The 16,146-nt window shown below is 66.4% G+C and carries 16 protein-coding genes; 6 read left to right on the top strand and 10 right to left on the bottom strand.

The genetic code is table 11. The features are described 5' to 3' along the window. Window positions 1-42: 42 nt before the first annotated feature. From WDC82_RS23800 to WDC82_RS23820, 5 genes are all read left to right on the top strand, one after another. Window positions 43-930 (top strand): branched-chain amino acid ABC transporter permease, encoded by an 888-nt coding sequence (locus WDC82_RS23800; RefSeq protein ID WP_340119920.1) that lies wholly within the window; start codon window positions 43-45, stop codon window positions 928-930. Continuing rightward, on the top strand, window positions 927-1,919 hold the full coding sequence (locus tag WDC82_RS23805) for a branched-chain amino acid ABC transporter permease (RefSeq protein WP_340119921.1): 993 nt from the start codon (window positions 927-929) through the stop codon (window positions 1,917-1,919). Before WDC82_RS23800 ends, WDC82_RS23805 begins: the two co-directional genes overlap by 4 nt. Window positions 1,920-1,928: 9 nt before the next feature. Then, window positions 1,929-2,696: an ABC transporter ATP-binding protein gene (locus WDC82_RS23810; RefSeq protein ID WP_340119922.1), complete on the top strand. Its 768-nt coding sequence runs from the start codon at window positions 1,929-1,931 to the stop codon at window positions 2,694-2,696. Next, window positions 2,696-3,415 carry an ABC transporter ATP-binding protein gene (locus tag WDC82_RS23815; protein ID WP_340119923.1) on the top strand — a complete coding sequence of 240 codons (720 nt, stop codon included), beginning with the start codon at window positions 2,696-2,698 and terminating at the stop codon, window positions 3,413-3,415. Before WDC82_RS23810 ends, WDC82_RS23815 begins: the two co-directional genes overlap by 1 nt. A gap of 279 nt (window positions 3,416-3,694) precedes the next feature. Continuing rightward, complete coding sequence (locus WDC82_RS23820) at window positions 3,695-4,456, top strand: class II aldolase and adducin N-terminal domain-containing protein (RefSeq protein ID WP_340119924.1); 762 nt, start codon at window positions 3,695-3,697, stop codon at window positions 4,454-4,456. An 18-nt stretch (window positions 4,457-4,474) separates the two neighbouring features. Here the strand turns inward: WDC82_RS23820 and WDC82_RS23825 are convergent, their stop codons facing one another. The 6 genes from WDC82_RS23825 to WDC82_RS23850 all read right to left on the bottom strand — a co-directional run bounded on the left by WDC82_RS23825 (window position 4,475) and on the right by WDC82_RS23850 (window position 10,477). Next, a complete protein-coding gene (locus WDC82_RS23825; protein WP_340119925.1) occupies window positions 4,475-5,287 on the bottom strand; it encodes an ABC transporter permease in 813 nt (270 codons plus the stop codon). Between the two features lie 4 nt (window positions 5,288-5,291). Then, a complete protein-coding gene (locus WDC82_RS23830) occupies window positions 5,292-6,125 on the bottom strand; it encodes an ABC transporter permease (protein WP_340119926.1) in 834 nt (277 codons plus the stop codon). Window positions 6,126-6,166: 41 nt separating this feature from the next. Then, window positions 6,167-7,264 carry an ABC transporter substrate-binding protein gene (locus WDC82_RS23835; protein ID WP_340119927.1) on the bottom strand — a complete coding sequence of 366 codons (1,098 nt, stop codon included), beginning with the start codon at window positions 7,262-7,264 and terminating at the stop codon, window positions 6,167-6,169. 58 nt (window positions 7,265-7,322) lie between these two features. Further along, window positions 7,323-8,411, bottom strand: coding sequence for an ABC transporter ATP-binding protein (locus WDC82_RS23840; protein WP_340119928.1), 1,089 nt, complete (start codon window positions 8,409-8,411; stop codon window positions 7,323-7,325). 57 nt (window positions 8,412-8,468) lie between these two features. Beyond that, window positions 8,469-9,398: an arginine deiminase family protein gene (locus WDC82_RS23845; protein WP_340119929.1), complete on the bottom strand. Its 930-nt coding sequence runs from the start codon at window positions 9,396-9,398 to the stop codon at window positions 8,469-8,471. A gap of 173 nt (window positions 9,399-9,571) precedes the next feature. After that, complete coding sequence (locus WDC82_RS23850) at window positions 9,572-10,477, bottom strand: LysR substrate-binding domain-containing protein (protein WP_340119930.1); 906 nt, start codon at window positions 10,475-10,477, stop codon at window positions 9,572-9,574. 108 nt (window positions 10,478-10,585) lie between these two features. Between WDC82_RS23850 and WDC82_RS23855 the strand changes: the two genes are divergently transcribed. After that, window positions 10,586-12,181, top strand: a complete 1,596-nt coding sequence (locus tag WDC82_RS23855; RefSeq protein WP_340119931.1) for an amidohydrolase — start codon at window positions 10,586-10,588, stop codon at window positions 12,179-12,181. A gap of 70 nt (window positions 12,182-12,251) precedes the next feature. Here the strand turns inward: WDC82_RS23855 and WDC82_RS23860 are convergent, their stop codons facing one another. Genes WDC82_RS23860 through WDC82_RS23875 form a run of 4 tightly spaced genes read right to left on the bottom strand, consistent with a single transcriptional unit; the run spans window position 12,252 to window position 16,094 of the window. After that, window positions 12,252-13,253, bottom strand: a complete 1,002-nt coding sequence (locus WDC82_RS23860) for an ABC transporter ATP-binding protein (protein ID WP_340119932.1) — start codon at window positions 13,251-13,253, stop codon at window positions 12,252-12,254. Continuing rightward, window positions 13,250-14,245 carry an ABC transporter ATP-binding protein gene (locus tag WDC82_RS23865; protein ID WP_340119933.1) on the bottom strand — a complete coding sequence of 332 codons (996 nt, stop codon included), beginning with the start codon at window positions 14,243-14,245 and terminating at the stop codon, window positions 13,250-13,252. Before WDC82_RS23865 ends, WDC82_RS23860 begins: the two co-directional genes overlap by 4 nt. Next, window positions 14,242-15,123, bottom strand: a complete 882-nt coding sequence (locus tag WDC82_RS23870; protein ID WP_340119934.1) for an ABC transporter permease — start codon at window positions 15,121-15,123, stop codon at window positions 14,242-14,244. The genes WDC82_RS23865 and WDC82_RS23870 overlap by 4 nt, the downstream gene beginning before the upstream one ends. Next, window positions 15,123-16,094: an ABC transporter permease gene (locus WDC82_RS23875; RefSeq protein ID WP_340119935.1), complete on the bottom strand. Its 972-nt coding sequence runs from the start codon at window positions 16,092-16,094 to the stop codon at window positions 15,123-15,125. The genes WDC82_RS23870 and WDC82_RS23875 overlap by 1 nt, the downstream gene beginning before the upstream one ends. Window positions 16,095-16,146: the final 52 nt, after the last annotated feature.

Below are 16,146 nucleotides of genomic sequence, written 5' to 3' on the forward strand. Positions count from 1 at the left end.
GCGAAGAGGCGGATTGCAATCAGCGAACAAGAGAAACGAAGCGTGATAGGCGGTTTTCCGATTGAGTTGCTGGCCCTGCAGTTGTTTACCGGAATCGCGCTCGGCTCCGTGTTCGTCCTGCTCGCGGTCGGTCTGTCGCTGATCTTTGGCCTCTTGACCGTGGTCAACTTCGCGCACGGCGCCTTCTACATGCTGGGCGCCTATGCCGGCGTGTTCTTCATCGGCTATCTGGGCAATTTCTGGCTGACGCTGGCCGTGGTGCCGCTGGCGGTCGGCGCCGTCGGGCTGGCGGTGGAGCGTTGGCTGGTACGCCCCCTCTACGGGCGTGGCATCGACTATCCCCTCATGCTGACCTTCGGTCTCGCCTATGTGCTTGTCGAGGTGGTGCGCATCCTCTTCGGCGCCGAGGGCGTCCCGTTCGACGCGCCGGACTCCCTGATCGGGGCGGTCAACATTGGCGTCGGCTACTTCCCGGCCTACCGCCTCTTTGTCATTGCCGCTACCGCCGTCCTGGTACTGGCTCTGTGGTTGTTTCTGGAGAAGACCTCTTACGGCCTCATCATCCGGGCCGGCGCGCGAGACAGCGAGATCGTGCGCGTTCTCGGCATCGACATCTCGCGGGTATGGCTGGTGGTCTTCGCTTTGGGAACCGCCGTGGCGGGGCTGGCGGGCGTGCTCTCGGCGCCCATGCGCAGCGTCTTCCCCGACATGGGAACCTCGGTGCTGGTGGAAGCCTTCGTCGTTACCGTGGTCGGTGGCATGGGTTCGCTCGCCGGGGCGGTCGTCGCCGGCCTGCTTGTCGGCGTCGTGGTCAGCATGACTTCTCTTTTCGCGCCGGCCATGGCAGAGGTCTCGATGTTCGCCCTTATGGCGCTGGTCCTGCTGGTACGCCCGCAAGGCCTCTTCGGCAAGAAGGGTCTGATGGGATGAATCTCGCCAATCCCCAGGATGAACTGACCGTCTCCGGCCGCCGCCTGGCCTGGCTGGTGTCGGGCATGGCGCGACACCGGGTGGTGGCGGTGCTGGGCTTCCTGCTGGTCTTCCCCTTTCTGCTGCCCTACGAAGCGCTGGCCGTGAATATCCTGATCTACGGCCTCTATGCCCTCGGGTTCAACATGGTGTTCGGCTACATGGGCGTCCTGTCCTTCGGCCACGCCGCCTTCTTCGGTCTCGGCAGCTACGCCACCGGCATCGCCATCGTCCACTATGGGGTTCCCTGGCTGCCGGCCCTCGCGCTCGGCGTCATCCTTGCCGGTCTCGGCGCGGCGGTGATCGGCGGCCTGGCGATCCGCACCCGCGGCATCTACTTCGCGATGGTCACCCTGGCGCTGTCGCAGTGCGTCTACTATCTGGTCTATCAGCTGGAGGATCTCTCCGGTGGTGAGAACGGCCTGCGCGGCGTCGACGTTTACGACCTCAACATTCCCGGCCTCGACCTCTCGCTGATCGATCCGCTGACGAAGTACTATTTTGTCTTCGCCTTCGTTGCCCTGGCGGTTTGGTTGTTCTCCCGTATCCTTGCCTCGCCTTTCGGCGCGGTGCTGGAGGCGATCCGCGAGAACGAGAACCGGGCGCGCGCCTGCGGCATCGACGTGGCCACGTCCAAGTGGCTCGCCTTCGTGATCTCGGGCCTGTTCTGCGGCCTGGCCGGGGCGCTGAACGCCATCCACCTGACCATCGTCCCCATCGAATCGCTGCACTACCACACCTCGGGCCTGGCGGTGATGATGGCGCTGCTCGGCGGCATGGGAACCTTCTTCGGGCCCTTCGTCGGCGCGCTTACCTTCTTGATGCTGGAGGACGTGATCACGGTGATCACGGTTCACTGGCAGCTTTTCGTCGGGGGGCTCTTCGTTTTCTTCATCCTGTTCTTCCCGCGCGGGATCTGGGGTACCTTGCTCCATTGGATGTCGCGGTAGGGGGTGGGAATGGTTTCTTCCTCTGCCATCGAACAGCCGATTCTCAGGGCCGAAGGCCTCGGCATGCGCTTCGGCGGCTTCACCGCCCTCAACGGCGTGTCGGTGGCCTTCCCCGAGGGTCAGCTCACCGCGATCATCGGTCCCAACGGCGCCGGTAAGAGCACCTTCTTCAACCTCCTCTCCGGCGCCTTTGCGCCCAGCGCGGGGCGCATTTTCTTCCGCGGCCGCGACATCACCGGCACCCCGCAGCACCGCTTTGCCCGCCTGGGCATTGCCAAGTCTTTTCAGATCACCAACGTTTTTCCGCAGTTGACGGCGCTGGAGAACGTACGCTTTGCCATCCAGTGCATGAGCCAGCGCTTCAACATCTGGACGCCGCGCCACCGCTATACCGAGATGAGCGCGCGGGCCGCCGAACTGCTGGAGATGGTGGGCCTCGACCGGCACTACCACCGGCTGACCATGAACCTGGCACACGGCGAGCAGAGAGCCCTGGAGATCGCCGTGGCGCTGGCCTGTGATCCCGCGCTTCTGCTTCTGGACGAACCGACGGCCGGCATGAGCCCGGAAGAAACCACGGCGATGATGGGGCTCATCACCCGCTTGGCCAGCGAGCGGACGGTCATCCTGGTCGAGCACAAGATGAAGCTGGTGATGGGCATCTCGAACCGCCTCATCGTGCTCCACCACGGTGAGTTGCTGGCGGAAGGCACGCCGGAGGAGGTACGCGCCAACGACGAAGTCCGCCGGGTTTACCTTGGCCAGGGCAACCACTGATGGCAGCGCCGATGCTGAAAGTTGAAGACCTGCACGCCTGGTACGACCACAGCCACGTCCTGCAGGGCGTGAGCCTGGAAGCGCGCGCCGGCGAAATCGTCTCCCTTATCGGGCGTAACGGCGCCGGCAAGACGACGACTCTGCGCACCGTCATGGGCCTGGTGAAAAAGTGCCGGGGCGAGGTCGCCTTCGATGGCCAGGCCGGCCTGCTTGCTCGCCCGGCGCATGACCGCTACCGCCTGGGCCTGGGATATGTCCCTGAAGACCGCCGCATCGTGCCGGGCCTGACGGTGCGCGAGAATCTGCGTCTGGGCCTGGTCTCGTCGCCTCTGAAAAAAGAGGAAGCCAGCATTATCGACCGCATCGCCGAGACCTTTCCGCGGCTGAAGGAACGCTTGGACCAGATCGCCGAGACCATGTCCGGGGGCGAGCAGCAGATGCTGGCCATTGCCCGTGCCACGGCGTCGAACCCGCGCATGGTGATGCTGGACGAACCCTCGGAAGGGATCATGCCGGTGCTGGTGGACGAGATGTTCGAACTTTTCGCGCGCCTGAGAGACGCGGGCACCACCATCCTGCTGGTCGAGCAGAACGTGGAGCGCGCGCTATCGATCTCCGACCGCGCCTATATCATGGACCACGGCGTCATTGTGCACGAGGCGCCGGCGGCAGTTCTTCTGGCGGACAGGGAAATCCAGGACAGATACTGCTCTGTTTAGCGGGGCATCAGCGGGATAATTGCGGCATGTGCCGCAGCAGCGAGGTCCGGTGAGAACCACGGGTCTTTCCCCCTGAGTAGGGCAGTCCAAGGGACCGGGCCGGGGGGCGGCAGAACCTTGCGTGGATTTGGACCCTACTGAACCCTTGCAGCCGCAGGGGCGGCGGCGATACCCTTGTCTCATGCGTTGCGTCAACGGCTTGCACTTCCGGCACAGGAGGCCCGCCTATCGCTTCGCAGACTGACGGTCCGGCCCGACCTTGCCCACAGGAGTTGCCCGATGGTTGCCGCCCCCCACCTTGCGTCCGACCACAACATGCCGTTCATGAAGCAGCGCTGCGACCTCGCCGCCGCATTCCGCTGGGCCGAGCGCCTGAACTTGCATGAAGCGGTGGCCAACCACTTTTCACTGGCCGTCGACGACAGCGGCAAGCGGTTCCTGATGAACCCGAACCAGCGTCATTTCAGCCGCATCAGGGCAAGCGACATTCTGCTGCTGGACGCCGACGACCCGGCGACCATGACGTCGCCGAACGCGCCGGATCCCACGGCCTGGGGCCTGCACGGCGCGGTGCATCGCCACTGTCCGCATGCGCGCTGCGTGCTGCACGCTCACCCGGTCTACTCGACCGTGCTGGCCAGTCTTGCCGACAGCACCTTGCCGCCGATCGACCAGAACAGCGCGGCGTTTTACGAGCGCCACGTGGTCGACGAAACCTACGGGGGCCTCGCCTTCGAGGATGAAGCGGAGCGTTGCGTGACGCTGCTTTCCGACCCCAAGATCAAGGTCATGGTGATGGGCAATCACGGGATCATGGTGCTTGGCGACGACGTCGCCGACGCCTTCGACCGCCTGTACTATTTTGAGCGGGCGGCCGAGAACTATGTGAAGGCTCTGTGGACCGGCCAGCCGCTGCGGCGGCTCTCCCATGAGGTCGCTTCGCGTACCGCCGAGCAAATTGAATCCTATCCCAGCGACGGCAAGCATTTCGGCGAACTGGTGGCGATCCTCGACGAGGAAGGCTCCAACTTCCGCGAGTGAGCGGGAAAAGCGGCGGCGTCAGTCCGGCTGCGCCGGCCGGTGTCGGCGTAGCAAGGTGACGGACAGCAGCACCGTCACCGTGACGGCGATCAGCACGACGGAGATGGCGGCGACCGCCGGGTCGACATTGTCGCGCAGACCCATCCACAGAAGGCGCGGCAGCGTGACCGCGTTCACGCTGGTGATGAACAGGGTCACTGCGATCTCCTCCCACGACAGCACGAAGGTGAGGAAAGCGGCCGAGATCACGCCGAAACGGATGTTCGGCAGGATCACCAGGACGATGCGCTGCATGAGGCTGGCGCCCATGCCGCGCGCCGCCATGTCCAGGTTGCGCTGCACCCGCGCCAGGGCGACCAGCACCATGATGACGGCGAAGGGGACGATCATCACCACGTGGGCGATGACGACGCCCAGCCAGCTGTCGTAGCCGATGGCGGTAGAGACCTGGGACAGCGAGGTCAGCAGAAAGTAGAGCGTGACGGCCGAGACCACCGGCGGCACGATCATCGGCAGCAGCACGAAGCCCACCAACAGGGCGGTGACGCGGGGTTGCAGGAACCAGATGCCGAGGCCGAAGAGCGTCGCAAGCGTGGTGGCCAGGGCGCTGGCGCAGAGGCCGACCAGCAGGCTCATGAGAACGCTTTCACCCCACGCCGGGACCTCGACCAGTGCCCGGTAGTGGCGCAAAGACAGCGTGTCGGACGGCAGGGAGAGGTAGCTGGACGGTGTGAAGGAGATCGGCACCACGGCGATGAGCGGTGCCAGCAGGAAGATCACGATCAGTGCTGTCAACAGCAGGGCAAGGGGGCCGGGACGGTAGATCGCCATGCTGTCAGCCCACCAGCGTCTTGGCGCGGCGGCCGCGCAGGAACAGAACGATCAGCAGGGCTGCCGCCACGACGATGACCACCGAGAGGGCGCCGGTCAGGCCCCAGTTCACGGTCTGGAAGGTCTGCACGTAGATGAACTCAGCGATCATGACGCTGCGCCCGCCACCCAGGATCGCCGGGGTGATGAAGAAGCCGAGGGAGAAGACGAAGGTGATTACCGCGGCGCCGACGATGCCGGGCGCGGTCATCGGCATGAACACGGTGCAGAAGGTGCGCGCGCGGCTGGCGCCCATGCCGCGCGCGGCCATGAGCACCCGGTGATCGAGATGGCGCATGGAGGAAACCAGCGGCAGCACCGCGAAGGGGATCAGAAAATGCGTCATGCCGACGATGACACCGAACTCGTTGCGCACCAGCATCAAGGGGAAATCGATGATTCCCAGACTCATCAAAGTGCTGTTCACGATGCCGCGGTTGTAGAGCAGCGCCAGCCAGCCGAAGGCGCGGGTCAAGGTCGAGATCCAGAAAGGGATCAGCACGCCGAACTCGACGATTGTGGCCTGCAGGCGGCTGCCGCAGACCCAGACGTAGGAGATCGCGTAGGCCGCGACCACGGTCAGCAGGGTCACGATGCAGCAGATGCGCAGCGTGCGCCACAGCACGCCCAGCACGGTCGGGTCGGTGAAGACCCGCTCGTACTGCTGCAGCCCGGGTTCGGGCAGGGTGACGCTCCACTCTACGACACCGAGGAACGGCAACAGGTAGACCGCCGCCAGGAACAGAGGCAGCGGAGCGATCAGGGCAACCTGGCCGAGCTTGCTCTTGATGCTGGTCATCCGCCCATCGCTCCGCTGTATCCCCGTTCCCGGTGCGCCGCTCAGGCCGAGATCATGGCCAGGTAGGTATCGAGGGCGGCGGAATAGTTCTCGGCGTACCATTCCATGTCGAGAGGGATCTGCTTGGCCGCGTTCTCCGGCGCCACGCAGTTGTGGCGCCGCTGATCTTCCGGAATAAGCGCGTCGGCGGCCGGGTTGGCCGGGCCCTGGCCCAGCTTTTCAAACATCACCAGCTGCTTTTCCGGATCCTGCATGCTGGCGAGGAAGGCCATGGCGTTCTCGGTGCCGCCGGGATTGCCCTTCAGCACCGCCATGGCGCCGGGCGACAGCAGGCCCTGGTCCCAGAAGTACTTGATGCGGCCGTTCGACTCTTCCTCGATCAGCTTGGCGCGGGTGCTCCACACGATCCCCATCGAGGCCTCGCCGCTCAGCATGGCGGTCTGGCTTTCCGCGCCGCCGCCCCAGAAAGACACCACATGCTGCTTGAAGGCGCCCAGCTTGGCGTGCGCCTTTTCCAGGTCCAGCGGATAGAGGGTCTCCGGCGCGGCGCCTTCGGCCAGCAGCGCGGCCTCCCAGCTCGACACGCCCCACTTGTACATGGCGCGGCTGCCGGGAAACTTCTCCACATCGAAGAAGTCGGCCATGGAGGTCGGCGCTTCCGGATAGAGTTCCGAATCGTAGGCGACGACATAGCTGAAGAAATAGGCCGACATGGCATAATCCCAGCCGAAGCCCTCGCGGGTCTTGGCTTTGTCGACGACGTCGTAATCGATCGCCTGCAGGTAGCCCTGCTTGCCCAGCGTGATCGCCGAGAAGGGATCGGCATCGACAATGTCCCAGCTGACGTTGCCGCTCTTGGCCTGCGCCGTGATGGCGCCCTCGGTCGGACCGGAGCCGTCCATCTTGACGGCGACCCCGGTGGCCTCTGTGAAGGACTTGCCGTAGGCCTCGGCGTAGGCGGTCATGGCGTCGCCGCCCCAGTTGACCAGCACCAGTTCCTTGGCCTGGGCGAAGGAAAGGCCGGCCCGTGCCGCCAACGGCAGCGCGAGGGCGGCGGCGAGGGCGGTGGTAAAGCTGCGCCGGCTGATGAGGCCTGTCTCGGCTGCCGCCAGCAGCCGGCCCCAGTTTTTAGCTTCCATGTTCTTCGTCCTTTGTTTTGTTTTCCCTGTTCACACACAATCCTGGTTCGTTCGGACCCTAGCTTTCCCCGGAAAGGGCAAAGCCGCTGTCCCGTGGCCAGGTCACCCAAACCGTCTCGCCGCAGGCCATCGACGGCGCTTCGCCCCGACTTGGCACGTCGAGCGAGATTTCCACGCCGGAGTCCGTCGTGAGCTGCAGCACCGACTGCGCGCCGCCATAGACACGCGCGCGCACCCGGGCGCGAAGGCCGTTCTCGCCCTGGTGCGGCGGCCCGGCGGAGAGGCGCATGTATTCCGGCCGTACCGCAATGACCGGGGTGTTCAGCGGACCTTTGGGAGCCGGGGCCGTCAGTTCCTGGCCTTCGAAGCGGCCCGTCAGGCGGCAGTTCGCAACGACAGCCTGATCGAGCGGGATCAGGTTAATGCGGCCCAGGAATTCCGCGACGAAACGGTTCGCCGGGTGCTCGTAGACCTCTTCGGGTGTGCCGATCTGCTGCACGCGGCCGTGGTTGAAAATAGCGACGCGCGAGGACATCGAAAGCGCTTCGGTCTGGTCGTGGGTCACGAAGACGAAGGTGCTGCCGATCTTGCGATGCAGGGACTTGATCTCCTCCTGCATCTGCTCGCGCAGGTTCTTGTCGAGGGCGGAGAGCGGCTCGTCGAGCAGCAGCACCGGCGGATGGGAAATCAGCGCCCGGGCGAGGGCCACGCGCTGCTGCTGTCCGCCGGAGAGCTGGTGCGGCCGCCGGTTACCCAGAGGCGCCAGCCCGACGGTCTCCAGCATCTCGGCGACACGGGCCCCGCGCGCGCCGCGCGCCATGCCGGCGACGCGCAGCGGGAAGGCGACGTTCTCCGCCACGCTCATGTGGGGAAACAGGGCATAGCCCTGGAACACCATGCCGTAGCGGCGGGCTTCGGCGGGCCGCTGAGTGATGTCGACGCCGGCTTCCTCCAGGCGGCCCGCGGTCGCTTCGACGAAGCCGGCAAGGCACATGAGGAACGTCGTCTTGCCCGACCCCGAGGGGCCGAGCAGCGTCAGGAATTCTCCGCGGGCGATATCGAGGGACACGCGGTCAAGCGCATGCAGCGCGCCATAGCTTTTGGTGATCTCCACCGCCCGCAGGAAAACGTCAGACGCTTCAGCCAAATCCGTCCTCCGGCCCGGCCGCCGGGTCGCCGTCACCGCGATGCCCGGACCGCCGCGTCACGCCGCCTCGCGGTTGAGCGGCTGGCACATGCAATGGACGCCGCCCCCGGCCCAGGTGAACATGGTCATGTCCGGATCGTAGACCGTAAAGCCGGCCGCGCGCAGCTTGGTATTCAGATCCTTGGCGCCGGCCGTCGACAGCACCCGGTCGTTGCCGAGGGCGACCACGTTGCAGCCCAGGGCCATGGTCTCCTTGAAACTGGCCGGAATGATCTCGATCTGCCTGGCCTTCAGCCAGTCGACGATGTCGTCCTCGGTGGTTTCCAGGCAGACCGCCGCGCAGCGCTCATTCAGCATGCAGACCATGAGGTCGATGTGGACGTAGAACTGGTCGATCGGCGCGAAGCGGATTTCCCAGCCCTCGTCCTTCATCCAGCCCGCTACCTGGCGCGCGGCGATTTCCTCTGAGCGGTGATCGGTATAGCCGACCAGCGCGGTCTTCTCACCGATGATGTTGAAGTCGCCGCCCTCGAAGTTGCCGGAGGACACCATGTCGTAGATCGGGATGCCGCGCTCCAGGTAGAAGCGCAGGCAGGCAGCATACTCGCCGCGCCGGCGGGGATTGGCCATCTGGCAGATGACGGCGCCATACGGCGTCATGAAGGAAGAGTCGCGCGCGTAGACCTGATAGGGATTGTACTCGTCCAGCGGCAGGAAGTGGCAGGTGACGCCGGCATCCTCGTAGGCGCTGACCATCTCGCGGTGCTGGCGCATGGCCAGTTGCTTGTCGAAGCTGTAGCCGCGCCGCAGGGTATCGCGCACCAGCGACGACCAGGCCGCGTTCTCCAGACCCATCCAGCGGAAGCCTTCCGGCGGGCCGAGCAGCACGTCCTTCAGAACGCCGGCTTCCGAACCGAGGCTCCAGTTCGCCATGGTGGGGGTTCCGCCGCCCTCGACACGCGCCTGCAATGGTGTGGCCTGCTGCATCTCGTTTGTGCTCCCTGTGACGCGCCCTGGGCCGCGAGGCCGGCGGTGATCGACTTGATTATGAATTAGGCAAACTTTCTCTGTGCCCATGTTCGCGGCAGGCAATCAGCGTAAGTGGCGATTTTATTCACCTCAAACGAAATATTCTGCGCCGACTGGTGAAAAGAATTCGGCTATTTCCAGTTGCCGCCCGAGAAGATCCCGCCGGCGGCGAGCTGGCTGTGCAGCCAGGCCAGAAAGGCCTTCGCCAGTGGGCCTTCGACCAGGGTCGGGTCGGCGACGATGTAATAGGCGGCGGGTGCCGGAATGGTTTGGGAGAAGGGCTGGACGAGCATGCCGGCTGCCAGGGCGCTGCCTGAGATGATGGTATCCCCCATGGCGACGCCTTGGCCTGCGATGGCGGCAGAAAGAGTGAGGTTCATGTCGGAAAAGGCGATGCCGCGGCGGGGGTCGACGCCGGCCACGTGGGTTGCGGCCAGCCAGCGCACCCAATCGCTCTCGTCCTTCAGATGCAGAAGGGGGAAGCGCGCCAGGTCGCGCGGTTCGCGCAGGCCCTGTTGCAGCAGGGTAGGGCTGCACACCGGGGAAAACTGCAACTGGCTGAGCGGCTCCACCCACATGTCGCGCCAGTCGCCCTGGCCGTAAGCGATAAAGATATCCACCCCGGGGGCGGTGACGTCGTCCAGGCGCTGGGGCGAGATGATGCTGAGGCTGATGTTCGGATGGTCGCCGATGAAGCGTCCGATGTTCGGACACAGCCAATAGGTGGCAAAGCCCGGGGTGCAGCTGATGGTCAGCCGGCCTGCCAGTTCGGTCTCCGCCGTATGGGCGTGGGCCAGGGTCAGGGTCCGCAGCGCCCCGCGCACCTCGCGGGCATAGCGCTCGCCGCGCACGGTCAGGACGATGCCGCGACCGTTGCGTTCGGTGAGGGGAAAGCCGAGGTCCTCCTCCAGGAAGCGAAGCTGGTGGCTGACGGCGCTGCGCGTCAGGTTCAACTCGTCGGCCGCCTCGCGAACGGACCCCAGGCGTCCGACGGCCTCCAGCGCCCGCAGCGCTTTCATCGAGGGGAGATTGGACATGCTGGCTCGTTTGTTGAATTTATTTCTTCAAATGGCGGTGCAAACCTCACTTTTTCACAAAGGGTTTTCACCGGCAAGATCCGCATGACGCAGGCAGGAGGCGAAGGGATGACGGCGGCAAAGGCTTTCGCAGGGGCCTGGATCGAGGATCGCAGGGGCGACTGGTCGGCCTGGAACCGTGAAATCTGGGACTATGGCGAGACCGCCTGGCGGGAGTATCGCTCGGCCGCATGGTACGTCGACCGGCTGGAGGCGGCAGGCTTCGCAGTGGAGCGCGCCAGCGGCGGCATGCCGACTGCGTTCGCCGCGCGCCGGGGCACCACCGGCGGCCCCACCATCGCCGCCTACGCGGAATACGACGGCGTTCCCGACAACTGTCAGGCCGCGGACGTGCGCCCGGGGCCGCGCCCGGGCCTCAGTCTGCGCGCCGGCGGCCATACCGATCCCCATTCGGCCCTCGGCATTGCGGCTCTGGTCGGCGCGCTCGCCGCCGCCGCGGCGATGGAGGCCAAGGGCCTGCGCGGCGAGGTGGCCCTGTTCGGCGAGCCAGCGGAGAAGGTGCGCGGCTCCAAGCCGATTCACGCCGCACGGGGGTACTACGACGATCTCGATGCCGCGATCAGCTTCCATCCCTTCTACATGCTGCCGCTCTGCAACACCGCGCGCTGGGACACCCATTGCGGCGCGGGCTACGCCTGGGTTTATCGCTTCCTCTGCGAGACGCCGGAGACCTGGCCCGCCTATGCGCCGCAAGGAAACCATCGCGTGGACTCGCCGATTCCGGCGTCCCATGCCGCGCCGCGCGCGCCGGGCGCCAACGACGCGGTGATCCAGATGTACATTCAGGGCAAGGCCGCCAAGGAACACCTGCTGCCCAGTGGCCTCAGCTGGTCGATCAACGAAACCATCCTGACCGCGGGACAGGCGACGGCCGACAACCTGCCGGCCTTGGAGGCCGAGATCATGTACATGGCGCGGGTGCCGGATGTCGCCCTGGCCGAGCATGTGGTCGCCGGCCTGGACCGCATCGCCGAGGCGGCGGCGCAGGCCAGTCACTGTCGCTGGGAGCGGCAGTGGATTGCCAAGTCGCGTCCCGGTCTGGCCAACCACGCGATGGCGTCGCTCACCTACGGCAACCTTGCTGCAGTCGGAGCGCCGGTCTTCGACGGCGAAGCTTGTGAACTGGCGCGGGCGATCCAGCGCACGCTGGGCGACGCGCCTCAGGACAGTCCCTTCCTGCCGCAGATCTCGGAGCTTCTGGAACCGCAGGCGGCCGAGACGGCGCTGCGCCAGATGCTGTCACCGCAGCAGACTCATTTTACCTCGGACGATTACACCGAATACTGCTGGCATTGTCCCACGGCACGCTTCTACGTCGGACGCCCGGCGCTGGCGCCGCGTCCGGGCGGCGGCGCCTATCCTGCCTGGGTGATGAACGCCCTGGGCGGCCTTGCGCCCTGCATCGATCCGATGATCGAGGCCGCCGCCAAGACCATCGCCTTCACCATCCTCGATCTCGTCGAACGGCCGGAGACCTTGCGGCAGGCCACGGCGGAGTTCGTGCAGCGCACGGGCGGCGGCGTCGGCGGTGAGGGATGGCTGGCGCCGCTTTGCGACTACCCGCCGCCGATCGACCTGCGCTGGCCGGAGTACGTGACCACGGCCCGCGGCACCGACTGGCACATTCCGGCAAGGCAGCGCTGACCTGCGGTCCCACCTACGGAGCGGCGGAGGCAAGAGCGGCGTCGGGGGACGATGAACGCGGCCCGATGTGCTACGCGCTGCGCAGCACGGTTTCCGAAAAGTGGCAGGCCGCACGGTGGTCCGGTGCCGCTTCGCGCAGCGGCGGCGCCGTCTCGCAGGCCGGTCCGGCGAAGGCGCAGCGCGGGGCGAAATGGCAGCCCGGCGGCGGCGAGAGGGGGGAGGGGATCTCGCCGCGGATCGGCTCGAAGCGGACCAGGGCGTCGTCGTCCAGGACCAGCTTGGGCACCGAGGCGAGGAGCGCCTTCGTATAGGGATGCGCCGGCGTGCGGAACAGGGTTTCGGTCGCGCCTTCTTCCACCACTCGGCCGAGATACATCACGGCCATGCGGTCGCTGACATGCCGCACCACCGAGAGATCGTGGCTGATGAAGAGGCAGGTCAGGTTCAACTCGCGGCGCAGGTCGAGGAAGAGGTTGATCACCTGCGCCTGGATCGAGACGTCCAGCGAGGCGACCGGCTCGTCGCAGATCAGCAGATCGGGCTGCATCGCCAGCGCCCGGGCGATGGCGATGCGCTGGCGCTGGCCGCCGGAAAACTGATGCGGATAGCGCCCGGCGAAAGACGGGTCGAGGCCGACCCGCGCGAACCACCGGGCGACGTAGTCGCGGGACGCGGCGCGCGTCGTCAGGCCATGGCTGATCGGCCCCTCGGCGACGGCGTCGCCCACCTTCATGCGCGGATCGAGCGAGGCGAAAGGATCCTGGAACACGGTCTGAATCCGGGTGGTCACCTTCTGCCCGTTGCGCGTGACAGGCTGACCGTCCAGCAGGACAGAGCCGGCCGTGGCCTGCAGGATACCGGCGGCGACACGGCCCAGTGTCGACTTGCCGCAGCCGGACTCGCCGACCAGGCCCAGGGTGCGGCCCCGCTCCAAGGAAAGGCTCACGTTATCCACGGCGCGCAGCACGCGCGTGTCGACACCGGCGCCGAGCGTCGCGGCGATGCGGCCGCCCAGGGTGACATGAGGACGAAAGTCGCGCGTCACCCCGTCGATCTGCAGCAAGGCCTTCATGCCGGCGCCCGCGGATCGGGGGTGTTTAGCGGATGATGGCAGCGCCAAAGGCGGTCGTCGGCGGTCTGCACGGGCGGCGGCTGTGTGCAGAGCTCATCCGCCTTGAAGCAGCGCGGGGCGAAGGGGCAGCCCGGCGGCAGGGAAAGCATCGACGGCGTGGTGCCGGGTACCTGCGCCAGCGCCTCGCCGGGCTTGCTGGTTGCCGGCAGGGACGCGATCAGCCCCTGTGTGTAAGGGTGCCGCGGCGCGCGCAGGACACGCGCGACGGGGCCTTCCTCGACAACGCGTCCGGCGTACATCACCAGCAGGCGGGTGGCGAGGCTGGATACCGTCGCCAGGTCGTGGCTGATCCAGATCATCGCCGTGCCGCTCTGCGCCGTCAGGCTGCGCATCTCGTGCAGGATCTGCGACTGGATCGAGACGTCGAGGGCGGTGGTCGGCTCGTCCGCCACGATCACGGCCGGATCGTGGAGCAGGGCGATGGCGATGGCGACGCGCTGGCGCATGCCGCCGGAGAATTCGTGGGGATAGGCGTGCAGCCGCGCGGCCGGTTCGGGGATACCGACCTTGTGCAGCACCTCGACGCAGCGCGCTTCCATGGCCTTGCCGGAGAGGCTCTGATGGGCCTGCAGCGCCATGAACATCTGCTGGCGGATGGTGAGCAGGGGATTGAGCGTCGCGATGGGGTCCTGGAACACCATCGCGATCTCGCGGCCGCGCCGGCGGCGCAGCTGCTTGTCCGGCAGCCCGACCAGTTCGGCGCCGTTCAAGCGCACGCTGCCGCCGACGATGCGGCCCGGCGGATCCACCAGCCCCAGCAGCGAAAAGCCGGTGACGGTCTTGCCGGAGCCGGATTCTCCGACCAGGCCGATGATCTCGCCCTGATTGAGGGTGAAGCTGACGCCGTCCACCGCTTTCACCACGCCCTCGCGGGTTTCGAAGTGGGTCTGCAGGTCGCGCACTTCGAGGACAGGGCGCGTCACGGGGCTCATCGCCGCAGCCTCGGATTGAACTGGTCGCGCACCTGGTCGCCGACGATGTTGATGGCGACGATCAGGATGATCAGGGCGATGCCGGGGTAGACGGAAATCCAATAGCGCCCGCTCATCATGTAGGGAAAGCCGTTGGAGATCAGCATCCCCAGGCTGGGTTCGGTGACGGGCAGGCCGAGCCCCAGGAAGCTGAGCGTCGCCTCCAGCGAGATCGCGTTGGCGATCTGCACGGTCGCCACCACGATGAGCGGCGGCAGGCAGTTCGGCAGCAGGTGGCGCAGGACGACCCGCGATCCGGACAGCGGCGTCGCCAGCGCAGCCTCGATGTATTCCTTGTGCCGCTCGCCGCGGGCGGCCCCGTAGGCCGTGCGCGCGAAGTAGGCGTATTGCGCGGCCACCAGGGCGGAGATCAGCTGGCCCTTGCCCTGGCCCAGCAGGGCGACCAGCACCAGGGCCAGCAGAATCGCCGGAAACGAGAGCTGCAGGTCGATGACCCGCATCAGCATCGCCTCCAGGCGCCCACCCGCATAGGCGGCGAAGATCCCGACTGCGGTGCCGAGCACCAGGGCGACGGAGCCGGCGGCCAGCCCGATCATGATGGAGATGCGCAGGCCGTAGAAGATCGCCGACAGCAGGTCGCGGCCCTGGGGATCGGTTCCCAGGTAGTGGATGTAGCCGCCCGAGCCGACGTAGCCGGGCGGCCGGCGGGCATCCAGCAGCGACAGGTGCGCCATGTCATAGGGGTTCTGCGGCACGATCAGCGGCGCCAGCAGCGCCAGCAAGCCCAGCGCGAGCACGATAACCAGGGCGACGATGGCGATGCGGTTGTCGCGGAAGTCGGCCCAGAAGCGGCCGAGGGGAGTCTGGCTGCCGGCCATCAGGCCCCCCGCGCGCGCATGCGCGGATCGATCACCGCATAGACCAGGTCGACGGTCAGATTGATCAGCACGAACAGCAGGGCGGTCAGGATGAGATAGGCCACCATGACCGGTCGGTCGAGCACCGTGATGCTGTCGATGATCAGCTTGCCGACGCCCGGCCAGGAGAAGATCGTCTCGGTCACCACGGCGAAGGCGAGGGTCGAGCCCAGTTCGAGGCCAAAGACGGTAATGATCGGAATGGCGATGAGCTTCAGGACGTGGCGGCGCAGGATGCGGCCCTCGGAGATGCCGGCGGCGCGCGCGAACTTGATGGTGTCGGTCAGCATGACCTCGCGCGTGCCGGCGCGCGCCAGGCGGATCATCATCGCCAGCTTGAAGAAGGCGAGGTTCAGGGCGGGTAGCAGGATGTGCGACAGGCCGTTGAGGGTCAGGAAGCTCCAGCCGACGCCGAAGACCGTGACCACCTCGCCGCGGCTGCCGGCCGGCAGCCAGCCGAGATTGACCGCGAAGGTGAGGATCAGGATGAGGCCGACCCAGAAGCTGGGAACCGAGAAGCCGAGAACCGAGAGCGCCATGATCAGCCGCGAGAGCCAGCTGTCGGGCCGGTATCCGGCATAGACGCCCAGACTGACGCCGCCCACGGTCGCGGTGAGGATGGAGATCATCACCAGTTCCAGCGTTGCCGGCAGGCGCCCGGCGATGAGGTCCAGCACAGGCATGTTATAGATGAAGGATCGTCCGAAATCTCCCTGCACCAGGTTCGACAGGAAGATGAAATACTGCTGCCACAGGGGCAGATCCAGGCCGAAGCGGCGGATGGTCTCGGCCCGGATGTCTTGCGGCGCATCGGGGGGAATGACGATCTCGATCGGGTTGCCGATCGCGTAGACGCCGACGAAGACGATGACCGACATCACGGCCATGACCACGCTCGCCTGCAGCAGACGCTGAATGATGAAACCGAGCATGCCCCTGACCTGCGCCGCGGAAGGAAGAGCCGGGACCGCGGGGGTCCCGGCT

It is taken from the genome of Pelagibius sp. 7325 (assembly GCF_037652055.1).
In the GTDB taxonomy this organism is placed as follows: Bacteria; Pseudomonadota; Alphaproteobacteria; order Kiloniellales; family Kiloniellaceae; genus Pelagibius.

What these genes read in the sequence shown, in the direction of transcription:
- WDC82_RS23810 (WP_340119922.1), top strand. Translation starts at nt 1,929, where the DNA reads ATGGTTTCTTCCTCTGCCATCGAACAGCCGATTCTCAGGGCCGAAGGC.
- WDC82_RS23825 (WP_340119925.1), bottom strand. Translation starts at nt 5,287, where the DNA reads ATGGCGATCTACCGTCCCGGCCCCCTTGCCCTGCTGTTGACAGCACTG.
- WDC82_RS23850 (WP_340119930.1), bottom strand. Translation starts at nt 10,477, where the DNA reads ATGTCCAATCTCCCCTCGATGAAAGCGCTGCGGGCGCTGGAGGCCGTC.
- WDC82_RS23845 (WP_340119929.1), bottom strand. Translation starts at nt 9,398, where the DNA reads ATGCAGCAGGCCACACCATTGCAGGCGCGTGTCGAGGGCGGCGGAACC.
- WDC82_RS23860 (WP_340119932.1), bottom strand. Translation starts at nt 13,253, where the DNA reads ATGAAGGCCTTGCTGCAGATCGACGGGGTGACGCGCGACTTTCGTCCT.
- WDC82_RS23870 (WP_340119934.1), bottom strand. Translation starts at nt 15,123, where the DNA reads ATGGCCGGCAGCCAGACTCCCCTCGGCCGCTTCTGGGCCGACTTCCGC.
- WDC82_RS23815 (WP_340119923.1), top strand. Translation starts at nt 2,696, where the DNA reads ATGGCAGCGCCGATGCTGAAAGTTGAAGACCTGCACGCCTGGTACGAC.
- WDC82_RS23805 (WP_340119921.1), top strand. Translation starts at nt 927, where the DNA reads ATGAATCTCGCCAATCCCCAGGATGAACTGACCGTCTCCGGCCGCCGC.
- WDC82_RS23865 (WP_340119933.1), bottom strand. Translation starts at nt 14,245, where the DNA reads ATGAGCCCCGTGACGCGCCCTGTCCTCGAAGTGCGCGACCTGCAGACC.
- WDC82_RS23830 (WP_340119926.1), bottom strand. Translation starts at nt 6,125, where the DNA reads ATGACCAGCATCAAGAGCAAGCTCGGCCAGGTTGCCCTGATCGCTCCG.
- WDC82_RS23820 (WP_340119924.1), top strand. Translation starts at nt 3,695, where the DNA reads ATGGTTGCCGCCCCCCACCTTGCGTCCGACCACAACATGCCGTTCATG.
- WDC82_RS23855 (WP_340119931.1), top strand. Translation starts at nt 10,586, where the DNA reads ATGACGGCGGCAAAGGCTTTCGCAGGGGCCTGGATCGAGGATCGCAGG.
- WDC82_RS23835 (WP_340119927.1), bottom strand. Translation starts at nt 7,264, where the DNA reads ATGGAAGCTAAAAACTGGGGCCGGCTGCTGGCGGCAGCCGAGACAGGC.
- WDC82_RS23875 (WP_340119935.1), bottom strand. Translation starts at nt 16,094, where the DNA reads ATGCTCGGTTTCATCATTCAGCGTCTGCTGCAGGCGAGCGTGGTCATG.